General features: G+C 38.7%; 5 protein-coding genes. All 5 read left to right on the top strand.

The window, feature by feature from the left end; translation table 11 throughout:
• Nucleotides 1–6 precede the first annotated feature (6 nt).
• Nucleotides 7–2301 (top strand): NADP-dependent malic enzyme, encoded by a 2295-nt coding sequence (locus BMW64_RS09315; protein WP_089999722.1) that lies wholly within the window; start codon nucleotides 7–9, stop codon nucleotides 2299–2301.
• Between the two features lie 583 nt (nucleotides 2302–2884).
• On the top strand, nucleotides 2885–3469 hold the full coding sequence (gene ruvA, locus BMW64_RS09310; RefSeq protein ID WP_089999721.1) for a Holliday junction branch migration protein RuvA: 585 nt from the start codon (nucleotides 2885–2887) through the stop codon (nucleotides 3467–3469).
• A gap of 51 nt (nucleotides 3470–3520) precedes the next feature.
• Nucleotides 3521–10585, top strand: coding sequence for a T9SS outer membrane translocon Sov/SprA (gene sov / locus BMW64_RS09305; RefSeq protein ID WP_394332262.1), 7065 nt, complete (start codon nucleotides 3521–3523; stop codon nucleotides 10583–10585).
• A gap of 112 nt (nucleotides 10586–10697) precedes the next feature.
• Entirely contained in the window at nucleotides 10698–11075 is a 378-nt protein-coding gene (gene gcvH, locus BMW64_RS09300) for a glycine cleavage system protein GcvH (RefSeq protein WP_089855944.1), read from the top strand.
• Between the two features lie 55 nt (nucleotides 11076–11130).
• On the top strand, nucleotides 11131–11427 hold the full coding sequence (locus BMW64_RS09295; protein ID WP_312903130.1) for a VanZ family protein: 297 nt from the start codon (nucleotides 11131–11133) through the stop codon (nucleotides 11425–11427).
• The last annotated feature ends 1126 nt before the right edge of the window (nucleotides 11428–12553 follow it).

Genomic DNA, 12553 nt, shown 5'->3' with positions numbered 1-12553 from the left:
CAATATATGTCAAGTAAAACCCACCGCGACGAAAAGAACTTTAATCAGGCCGCGTTAGATTATCATAAAGCCGAACCTAAAGGAAAAATCGAAGTGATTCCTTCAAAACCGCACTCTTCGCAGAGAGATCTGTCATTGGCGTACTCGCCGGGAGTTGCAGTGCCTTGTATGGAAATTCACGATAAGCCGGAAACCGTTTACGATTACACCGGAAAAGGAAATCTGGTAGCAGTTATCTCTAATGGTACAGCGGTTCTCGGATTGGGAGATATTGGTGCAGAGGCGTCAAAGCCTGTGATGGAAGGAAAAGGTCTTTTGTTTAAAATTTTCGCAGACATCAATGTATTTGATATCGAGATCAACGAAAAAGATCCGGACAAATTCATTGATATTGTAAAAGGAATTGCGCCTACTTTCGGAGGAATCAACCTTGAAGATATTAAGGCTCCGGAAGCATTTTATATCGAACAGAAATTAAAAGAAGAGCTGGATATTCCTTTGATGCACGATGATCAGCACGGAACAGCAATTATTTCTGCTGCAGCCTTAATAAACTCTTTAAAAATCGCCAATAAGAAAATCGAAGAAGTAAAAATGGTGGTAAACGGAGCCGGAGCCGCTGCGATTGCCTGTACCAACCTTTATATTTCTTTAGGTTTAAAAAGAGAAAACGTACTGATGTGCGACAGTAAGGGAGTAATCAACCAGAGAAGAGAAAATCTGACACCCGAAAAACTGGATTTCATCGCTCAAACCGATATTGATACATTGGAAGATGCCGTAAAAGGTTCTGATGTTTTCGTAGGATTGTCAAAAGGAAATGTAATGACACCCGAAATGCTTTTGAGCATGAATGAAAATCCTATCGTATTCGCATTAGCCAACCCTGATCCGGAAATCGCCTATGATCTTGCCATTGAAACGCGTAAAGACGTGATCATGGCGACAGGAAGAAGTGATTATCCGAACCAGGTAAACAACGTTCTTGGTTTCCCGTATATTTTCCGTGGAGCACTGGATGTACAGGCGAAAACTATTAATGAAGAAATGAAGCTTGCTGCCGTTCATGCTATTGCTGATCTTGCTAAAGAACCTGTGCCTGAAGCAGTGATTTTAGCGTACAACCTTCAGAATCTTCAGTTCGGAAGAGAATATTTTATTCCGAAACCATTTGATAACCGTCTGATTACAAAGGTTTCAAGTGCCGTAGCAAAAGCAGCCGTAGAAAGTGGAGTAGCGAGAAAGACCATCACCGACTTTGAAGAATACGAAAACAGCCTTCTCGACAGAATGGGAAGAGATGAAAAGTTAGTGAGAATGATGCAGAACCGCGCCAAAGCAAATCCTAAGCGAATTACTCTAGGAAATGCTGAAGAATACAACGTGTTGAAAGCTGCGCAGATTCTGTATGAAGAAGGAATTGCCTATCCGAGTCTTTTAGGAAGCAAAAAATACATCAAAGAACAGATGGAGCGTTTCGGAATTACCCTTGATGTTCCGATTATCGATCCTAGTGATGACGATCAGAAAGAAAACAGAAAAAGATACAGAGAAACACTGTGGAAGCTTCGTCAGAGAAAAGGGATGAACGAATATAAAGCCAAAAGATTTGTTCGCCAGAGAGATTACTTCGGGCCTTTGATGCTGAGACATGGTGATACCGATGGATTGATCGTTGGCTTCTCTAAAAACTATGTGTCTACATTAAGACCGGTTTTAGAGGTGATCGAAAAAGATAAAGGCGTTGATAAAGTAGCCGCAATGATGATGATTCTTTCTGAGAAAAAACCGATTTTCTTTGCAGATACTTCCATCAACCAGAATCCTACCGCCGAAGATCTTGTTAATATTGCTAAAATGGCAGAATTAACGGTGAAATCTTTTGCCATCGAGCCGAGAATTGCAATGCTTGGATTTGAAAACTTTGCTGCGATCTCCGAAACATCTAAAAAAGTGGCAAAAGCAGTAAGCATTCTTCACGAAAAATATCCTAAAATGATCGTTGACGGAGAAATACAGCCAGATTTTGCCATGGATTCTGATCACCTGAGTGATTATCCGTTCTCAAAATTAGGAAACACACCGGCCAATACCTTTATCTTTCCGAATCTTGAAAGTGCCAATCTTTCGTACAAGATTCTTCGAGGAATGAAACTGGCACAGGTAATCGGCCCAATTTTAATGGGACTTAAGCAGCCGGTTCACGTATTGCAAATGCGCTCAAGCGTTGATGAAATTGTAAATCTTGCAACCATTGCCGTACTGGATGCTCAGAGAAGAGAGGTTAAAGAGAAAAAATAACCTTCCACAGTATTTAACCTGAGTTTGGGATAAGTTTATATAACGCAAAGCTAAACAAAAGTATAATTACATGGTTTTTAAAAATTAAAGATATACAAAGGCGTGAAACTTATCAAAGTAGTACAAAATTCTTGTATTACTTTGGTAAACGAAGTGGCATTGTTTAACTTAAAAACGTCTCAAAAAATTAAACATTTCTTTGTTTCTCTTTGCGATAAAATAATTTTATTTTGAAAATCAATTATTTAAATATCTCTTATCCGAACTCAGGTTATTTAAGCTAAAAAATATATAAAACAAAGACTTCATTTCCGGAGTCTTTGTTTTTTTATGTATTGTCCGAAAATATTATCCTGATAACTTTTGGAATTTATCCTGGTAATTTCCCGAATTTATCCTGATGATTTTCCTGATTCATAAGGATGAATTTAAAATATATGTCGGATGACTGTTTTTCAAGTCTTTTGTTTTTGTGGCATATCTTTAAAATTCAAATTAAAAATTAAGTTAAAAGTCATTCGTCCATGAAATGAAAACATTAATTAGTTTAATTTGCTATATTTGGGAGTTTTAAAAATTAATAATGATATTTTCACTACAAGGCATTGTTCAGGAACTTACGCCTACTTACGCAGTGATCAACGTCCAGGGAGTTGGTTACTATGTAGGTATTAGCTTAATGACCTCACAAACCCTTACCACCAATCAGGAAACCATTCTTTTTATTCAGCAGATCATCAGGGAAGATGCTCATTTGCTTTTCGGATTTAAAACCAGATCAGAAAAAGAGATGTTCAATCTGTTAATAAGCGTTAACGGAGTAGGGGCAGTGTCTGCTCTTATTTTACTTTCAACATTAGCTCTTGATGAGATTGCTTCGGCCATCCTTTCAAGGAACAGTGCATTGATCCAGAAAGCCAAAGGAATCGGTGCTAAAACAGCCGAAAGAATTATTGTAGACCTTAAAGATAAAGTCCAGAAATTCAGCAATCCGGAAGAAAATATTTCTACACTGGCAAATAATAAAGTGAAGGAAGAATCGTTATCTGCATTAGAAGTTTTGGGTATTCCTAAGAGGATGAGTGAGAAGCTTGCAGACAGAATCATAAAGCAAAATCCGGAGATTTCAATCGAAGAATTGGTAAAACAAATTTTAAAAAACATTTAACATTTGGTGGCAAATATTAAGTATTTCAATATATTCCTGTTCCTGTCGTTCATGTGCATGTCAGTAATGACTTTTGCCCAGCAGAGACCGGCGGTTCAAGACACAGCAATAATAAAAAAAGACTATCAGCTGGCAGATCCTACACAGTACGAAGCCTATTATGATATAAAAACCGGTATGTATTACGTATATCCGAAGATCGGAAATACCATTACCGGCCCTCCTACAGCCATGTCTCCCGAAGACTACAAAGAATTTATGATGGCAGAGCAGACCAGGGCTTATTACAAAGAAAAGTCGGACCGCTACAGCCTGATGTTCAGAAAGGATAAAAGTGATGCGGCCAGAAAAGGGTTAATTCCTTCTCTTACCATTAACAACCGTCTTTTTGAAACAATTTTCGGAAGCAATAAAATTGAAATCATTCCCACAGGATATGTCTCATTTGACTTTGCAGGGCTTTATCAGAAGATTGACAATCCACTGATTTTACCGCAAAACAGAAAAAGTTTTACCTTCGACATAGATCAGAGAATTCAGCTTGGCTTATTAGGAAAAGTAGGAGAGAATCTTCAGTTAAAGGCCAATTATGACACTCAGAGTGGTTTTGCCTTCGAAAATAGGATGAACCTCGTATGGCAGGCCAAAGGAAGCTGGAAAGATCTTCAGCAGAAAGGGCTTCAGGATGTTGATAAACCTAGTGCCGGCGGTGAAGACAAGATCATCAAAAGAGTGGAATTCGGTAACGTAAATATGCCGCTTTCAACCAGTCTGATCCGTGGATCTCAATCTTTATTCGGGGTAAAGACAGAATTCCAGTTAGGGAAAACCTACGGAACTGTTGTGTTATCCCAGCAACAGGGAGAAGCCAGAAATATTACCGTTCAGGGAGGGGGTGTGATGAATACGTTTAAACTGAATGCTATTGATTATGAAGACAATCAGCATTACTTTATCGGGCATTATTTCCTGAACAATTATGATAATGCTTTATTAAATTATCCCCAGATCAATTCGAAGATCAGCATCACTAGAATGGAAGTTTGGGTGCTGGATCAGGGAAACAGCAACTTACAATATCAGAAAAGTATAGTTGGGGTAAGGGACCTTGGAGACGCTCCGGGAGTACTTCCAAATAACGACCAAACCGGATTTAATTTATACTCTGCAGTAAATGCGCTACCTGGATTAAGAGATGCAAGTACAGCTTATGATGCTATAAAAGGAGCTAATCTTCCTGTTGCATCGGGCGGAACACAAACGTATACAGACGGAGAACATTTTATCTTTAACAAAAAAGCAAGAAGATTAAATACCAACGAATATATCCTGCAGCCACAATTAGGATACATTTCATTAAACCAGAAACTGAATGACAACCAGCTTTTGGCGGTGTCATTTTCATATACGGTAAACGGAAGCAATCAGGTGTACAAAGTCGGGGAATTCTCTGAAGAAAGTACGGTTTTGGTAGCAAAACTTTTAAAACCGAATACCACAGTAAAGACTTCCTCTCCAATGTGGGATCTGATGATGAAAAACATCTATTCGCTGGATGCAGGACAGGTTATTCAGGACGGATTTCTACTGAATGTTTTATACAGGGATCCGCAGTCCGGAGGTAAACTAAACTATCTTCCGGTGGCTAATAATCCGCAGGTGAACAATGTTCCTTTAATCAAATTACTGAATTGGGACCGACTCAATGCCAACGGTGACTTACAATCCAATGGAAATACAACTGGTGATGGAATTTTTGACTTTGTCAATGGAATCACCATCAGACCGGAAACAGGGAGGGTGATCTTTACCAAAGCACAGCCATTTGGTAATTATATCCAGTCGGTGATCGGAAGTAATGATCCGCAGTATGTATTCTCGGATCTGTACAGCCAGCAGAAGCAGGTTGCCATATCCAGTAACCTTGCTCAGCGATATACCATCGAAGGCCGTTACAAAGGAACTCAAGGACAAGGAATATCTTTAGGAGCCGTAAATGTTCCGCAGGGTTCTGTAAAAGTTTCTGCAAATGGTGTTCAGCTGACGGAAGGAATCGACTATACTGTGGATTATATGCTCGGTACCGTAACCATTATCAATGAACAGGTGAAACAATCCGGTCAGGCGATTAATATTTCATTAGAAAATCAACTTACATTTAATACCCAGAGAAAACGTTTCTTAGGATTAAATTTAGAAAGAAGATTTAATGAAAACTTTATTTTAGGAGGAACTGTTGTTAATTATTCCGAATCACCGCTTACTCAAAAAGTAAACTATGGACAGGAAGCCGTAAACAATACCATGGCGGGAATCAATTTGATGTACAACAATCAGTTGCCATTCCTGACCCGATTAACCGATAAAATTCCGTTTGTAAATACAGAAGCACCTTCCAATTTAAATTTCAAAATGGAAACTGCTTATTTGCTTCCGGGTTTAAATAAAGGAATTAATGATCAGTCTTATATCGACGATTTTGAGCAGACCACTTCAAAGATTACTCTAAAAGAACCGACCGCATGGAGTCTGGCTTCAAAACCTGAAAAAAACCAATCTAATCCTTTGTTTACAGGAGCCGGTAAGAATAATGATATCACAGAGGGCTATGGAAGAGGGTTATTATCATGGTATAACATAGACCCAAGATTCTGGGGAGTAGGAGGAAGAGCTCCGAACGGGATTACCCCGCAGTCGGTTTCCAACCACGCTTCCAGAAGGGTTCAGTTCTCCGAGATTTTCAATAACAGGGATTTCGTTGCAGGAGAACAGACGTATACCAACACATTTGATATTTCATACTATCCTGCAGAGAAAGGACCTTATAACTCAAACCCTGCCGCTGAAAGTACATCGCAAAGATGGGCTGGTATCATGAGACCAATCTCGGTTTCGAATTTTGTAAGTTCCAATATTGAATATGTGGAATTCTGGATGATGGATCCTTATGCCGATGGAAATTCGTTAGGTGCAAATCCAAAACTTTTATTACAGTTAGGTAACGTATCTGAAGATATCCTTAAAGACGGCCAAATGCAATACGAGAACGGATTGCCTACACCTTCTGCTCCATCGGTTACCACAAACTCGAACTGGGGAGTTCAGCCTAAGCAGCCACCGATTTTATACGCTTTCTCAAGCGAAGGTGCAGACAGAACGGCACAGGATTTAGGGTACGATGGATTAAGTTCAGATCAGGAAGCGGCTTTATTTGGAAATACATTTGTAAACCCGGTTACAAACATATCTGACCCTGCAGTGGATGATTTCGTATTCTACATGTCAGACAGATTTACCGGAAATCAGGCGGCATCTGTAGTACAGCGTTATAAATATTTCAGAGGTCCGGAAGGAAATTCACAGAGTAATTCCCTGGAAGTTTCTACCCAGACTCCGGATTCGGAAGATATTAACAAAGATTATAACCTTGATCAGAGCGAAAGCTATAATGAATATATTGTTAATTTGGATCAGGCAAGTTTAGTAGCAGGAACCGATAATTATATTGTTGATCAGAAAACTGTTAAGGCTACATTTCAAAATGGTCAGACTGATGATGTGAAATGGTATTTATTTAGAATCCCTGTTTCAGATTTTAATAACTCTAATAGACCAAATCTTGGGGGAGAAAAGGACCCTTCAATTTTAAATAATGTAAGATTCGCAAGATTATTATTAACAGGGTTTGATCAGACTTCTACATTAAGATTCGGAACAATGGATCTTGTAAGATCAGACTGGAGAAAATATCCTAAAAATATTGCAATTACAGGAAACTCCGGAGCAACAGATGAAGGTACAGTCGTTGTAAATAATAATGATTTTGAGGTAGGGAGTGTGAATATTGAAGAAAATGCTTTAAACCAACCTCCTTATGTATTACCTCCGGGAATTGACAGACAGATTCTAAGCGGAAACGCCGGAGCGCAAAGACAAAATGAGGCCTCCCTCTATTTGAAAGCTACCTCGCTTGCCTCTTCTGAAGCAAGAGGTGTATTTAAAAACACCACATTGGATATGAGAAGATATAAAAAGCTGAAGCTTTTTGTACATACCCATACTGATCCTAGAAGCAGCGATCCGAATATCGGACAGATTGATGAGAAAACAAAATTCTTTATCCGTTTTGGAAGTGATGCTACCGACAACTATTACGAATATGAATCTTCATTAAAAATAACACCGACCACAGCGACCGCTCCTATGGAAATCTGGCCGATGGAAAATGATGTTGACTTGAATATTCAGGATTTTGTAGATGCTAAAATTAGAAGAGATAAGAATCATCCGACTCAGATTGTGCAGAGATTAAAAGATGAGGTTTTTGATCCCGGAAATACCTTTAAAAGTCTTTACATCAAAGGACGTCCGAGCTTAGGAAATATCACGACCATAATGATTGGTATCCGAAACGGGAATGACAGAGGTACCGGTGGTGCTATCGACAGAATTCTTTGGGTAAATGAAATTCGTCTTTCCGAAATTGAAAATGATGGAGGTTATGCAGGAAATGCAAGTTTAAATTTCAACCTCGGAGACTTTGCTACGGTGAATACCAGTGCATCCTACACATCCGTCGGATTCGGAAATATTGATTCTAAACCGGCAGAAAGAAACCAGTCTACACAGTCTGCTTTCAGCATCAATACGGCAATTAACGTTGATAAATTCTTACCTGAAAAAACAGGAGTGAAAATCCCGTTAAACTATTCATATTCTCAGACTATCGAAGATCCGAAATACAATCCTTTGGATACCGATGTTGAATTTAAAAAAGCCGCTAACAGGGAAGAACTGAAAAAAGTAGCAAGAACCTACACTCAACAGAGAAGCATCGGTGTCGTAAACATGCACAAAGAAAGAATGAATCAGAATAGAAAACCTAAATTCTATGATGTGGAAAATATTTCTGTGACTGCCGTTTACAACGATGATTTTTACAGGGATATTTACACCAAAAGAAATTACAGGCAATATCTGAGAGGGTATATAGATTACAATTATACTTTTAAACCGTGGGTAATCCGTCCGTTCAATAAAATGATCAGCGATACGGCAAAATCTACGAAATACCTGAAATGGGTAAAAGAATTTAATTTCAATCCAATTCCAACAAGATTCTCTTTCAGAACGGAAGTTGACAGAAATTATAACGAACTGGAGTTCCGTAATATTGATGCTATTTTAAATGGAAACTATAATGATGACTTCGGGGCAATCAAAAACAGAAACTTCTATTTCGGATGGCAGTATGGTTTAGGATTTAATTTCACAAAATCTTTAAAACTGGAAATCAACTCAGCTACCAGAACATTGAATGACAATGTGGATGTGAACACCATGGATAATAATTCCATTTTCGGAAATGTGTTCAGAGCCGGAAGACCTGTATTGTATAACCACAGAGTTCAGTTAAATTATAAATTGCCGTTCCAGTATCTTCCGTACTTAGATTTCATCGATGCGGAATTAGGTTACGGATTTACCTATAACTGGAATGCGAGATCCACTGTTCTTTTGGCAGGTCCGGATGGAAGTTTAGGATCGATCGGGCAGAATACCAATGTAATTTTGGCTACCGGTACAGCAGACTTTACGAAGTTCTTCGGTCAGTTTAAATATTTCAAAAATATTTCTGCCAAACTTCAGAAACGTAAGCAGGAAATTGATTCATTAAATAATGCGTACACTCAACAGTGGGAGAAAAACAAATACGCTTATAAAAAATATAAGTTTAAAAACAGACTAACGCCACTTCAGAGTATGGCATATCTGTTGACCTCAATGAAACAATTGGATATCAACTATTCTGAAAATAATGGTACTGTACTTCCGGGATTACTTTCTGCGCCAAACTGGTACGGGTATGGTCAGACATTAGGTGGTCCTACAATCGGATTCCTTTTCGGTTCACAGGCAGATATCAGAAGAACCGTTATGGAGAATGGTTGGGTGAGTGACTCTGAATTTATGACTGATCCTTATGTCCGGATGTCAACAAAAGAGCTTCGTGCAAATCTGCAGATCATGCCGATGAATGATCTCAGAATTGATATCAGTGCGCTGCATAATTATAACAGGAATTTTACCCATACAGGATTTAATTACAGAGATCCAGTTACAGGAATCGCAAATCCTGATTATACATTTGCCAATGATATGGTAACTTATACCAATTCTGTGGTACTCCTTAAAACAGCATTTAAAGATGGTACTGCAATCTATCAGACGATCAGGGAAAACGCAAGGATACTATCTCAGCAGATGCCGGGAGCTTTGGAACCAAATGGATTCAAAGACGGATACGGAATATCAAATGCTTATATTCTTATTCCTGCGTTCAGGGCTGCGGTGGAAGGTAAGACTCCAAAAATGATGGGCAATCCTAAAAAAGCAGGGCTTCCGATCCCGAACTGGAAGATCACCTATTCAGGATTAAGGAATGTTCCGATTATTAATGGACAATTCTCCAAATTCGATATTCTCCATGCTTATCAGGCAACGTACACTGCAACGGGAGTTCAGTCGAGTATAGATTATTTTAATTCACTTAATAATTATAATGCGACACAACGAGATATCAACGATGATTACATCAATCCGTTTACATTTGCTCAGGTGGGTTACGTAGAAAACTTCTCACCACTGATCGGGGTTGACATGACAATGAGAAATAATATGCAGTTCGGAATCCAGTATAATAGATTAAGAACACTATTATTAGGATTAGTCAATCATACGCTCACTGAAGATTCAAACAGTGAATATGTTGTAAGAGTAGGATATATTATCAGAAACTTCAGACTTGGAATGACCAATGTGGGAGGAAGAGGTAAGACTAAAGGAAGCGATCTGAATATCAGAGGAGATTTCTCCTTAAGAGACAGTAGAACCAGCATTACCAACATCCTGCTGGATGACTCACAGGTTACCGGAGGACAAAGGTTGATGAATATTAAAATATCTGCTGACTACAACGTTTCGGAAAATCTGAATCTTAGAGTATTCTACGAACAGATGACCTCAAAATATAAAATCTCAACCGCATTCCCGCTGTCAACGATAAGAGCAGGAATCTCAGCTACGTTTACCTTCGGGGATTCAGGAGGTTTCTAATTAGAACTAAAATAAATTTGAATGTCCTTCAGCTTTTGGAGGACATTTTTTATATCCGATATTTGAAGCTTGTAGAATTTTGAATACATTTGTACAAAATAAAAAATTAAAAATGAACACACCATCAGAATTAAAGTACACTAAAGATCACGAATGGATTAAGATCGAAGGTAACGTGGCTACAATCGGTATTACAGACTTTGCTCAGGGAGAGCTTGGTGATATCGTTTATGTAGATGTAGATACTGTAGATGATGAATTGGAAGGAGGAGCAGTTTTCGGAAGTGTAGAAGCTGTAAAAACAGTTTCAGACTTATTCTTACCAATTTCAGGAAAAGTGATTGAGTTCAATTCAGAACTTGAAGATCAGCCTGAGCTATTGAATTCAGATCCTTATGGAAACGGATGGATCATCAAATTAGAAGTTGCTGAAGGTGCAGATCAGTCAGAATTACTTTCCGCTGAAGAATATCAGGCCATCATTGGATAAAATTTCAAAAATATTTAGTAAGATACTGCCCATTTATTGGGCATTTCTTACTTATATGCTTCTCAAACCCGGAGAAGAGAACCACGAATATTGGTTTATGTTCGACGGGATCGACAAGCTCTTACATCTCAGCATTTTTGCGGCACTTGGCTTCTGTTTCATGGCTGCATTTCCAAAGATCAGATTTTACTACTTCATTCAGATTATCTTGATTTATGCCTTTCTTACAGAGATCCTTCAGGAAGAAATGGGACTCGGAAGATCAATGGAGACTCTGGACGTTGTTGCAGATACCATTGGCTGTCTCATCGGCTACTTTACATATAAGTTTCTTGTCAAAAGGTTTTTCTGATCTTATTCAAAGCATTCACTACCACAGAACTCACATTCTCCAACTCCCAAACTCTCTCTCACCAACCCTTTTCCTCTCATACTCTCCAACTCACCTATTTTTACGGGTAGCTTTTTCCGGCTCTCCGCTCATACTCCTCGCGCCGACCTTTACCGATGTGCTCCAGCACCCACACCCTTTACGCTCCAACGCTCCAGCCCCGCTGTGAGGTAACCGCTTCGATCCGGGCTAGGGTATGGGGCTTTCTTTCAACAGTCACCATTCCAAACCTATGACCAAACTCTCCAACACATTTAATAAAGAGGGCCGCTCAAAATAAAAAGCACCTGAATATTATAAATCCGGAATCTGCGTCATCAGCCAAATCCGCGAGAGATTAAATTAAAAATAAAATGATAAACACGCTCTCCAACCCTTTACGCTCCAACGCTCCAGCCCCGCTGTGGGGTAACCGCTTCGATCCGGGCTAGGGTATGGGGCTTTCTTTCAATAGATACCTAAACATATAATCCAAAACTCCCCAAGTACATCTTTAATAAAAGTAGGATTGCACATATTAAAAGCGCCTGAATATTATAAATTCACCATCTGCATCGTCAGCCAAATCCGCGAGAGATTAAATTAAAACAAAACCCAAACACGCCCTCCAACACAATTTCCACCAACGCTCATCCCCTAAACCCTCAACAACCAAACGTTAGTTTAAAATTATTCTCCCTAGGTTTCAGTGATTTAAGGATTAATATGAACGGATTGTAAACTTTATGCCTGGTTTACTTGTTTTGTACTGGTAATAAGCTCTATCTTTGCCCCACTGAAAACGAGAGATGAGTAAGTAGCGCAGAAGAGCTTTTAGATAAGCGGTAATAAATAAATAAGACTCTAAAAAGGATACAGAAAAAACAGTTTTTGACTTTAAAATTTTTTAAGGAAAAAAGTTGTGGAATTAAAAAAGATTTGTATCTTTGCAGTCCGGTAAAACGGAGCGTAGGAGTAAGGGATTGAAGGTTTAGGAAAGAGTTAAGGTTAAGAAAAAAACTTTAAAAAATCTTTCAAAAACATTTGGTCATTAAGAAATAAGTTATTACTTTTGCACTCGCAAATACGAAGCAACACTGACAGAAAG

It is taken from the genome of Chryseobacterium taichungense (assembly GCF_900109935.1).
Taxonomy (GTDB): Bacteria; Bacteroidota; Bacteroidia; order Flavobacteriales; family Weeksellaceae; genus Chryseobacterium; species Chryseobacterium taichungense.
Note: the sequence above shows the minus strand (reverse complement) of the source record. Positions and strands in the feature narration are given on the sequence as shown.

What these genes read in the sequence shown, in the direction of transcription:
- BMW64_RS09315 (WP_089999722.1), top strand. Translation starts at nt 7, where the DNA reads ATGTCAAGTAAAACCCACCGCGACGAAAAGAACTTTAATCAGGCCGCG.
- ruvA (WP_089999721.1), top strand. Translation starts at nt 2,885, where the DNA reads ATGATATTTTCACTACAAGGCATTGTTCAGGAACTTACGCCTACTTAC.
- sov (WP_394332262.1), top strand. Translation starts at nt 3,521, where the DNA reads ATGTGCATGTCAGTAATGACTTTTGCCCAGCAGAGACCGGCGGTTCAA.
- gcvH (WP_089855944.1), top strand. Translation starts at nt 10,698, where the DNA reads ATGAACACACCATCAGAATTAAAGTACACTAAAGATCACGAATGGATT.
- BMW64_RS09295 (WP_312903130.1), top strand. Translation starts at nt 11,131, where the DNA reads ATGCTTCTCAAACCCGGAGAAGAGAACCACGAATATTGGTTTATGTTC.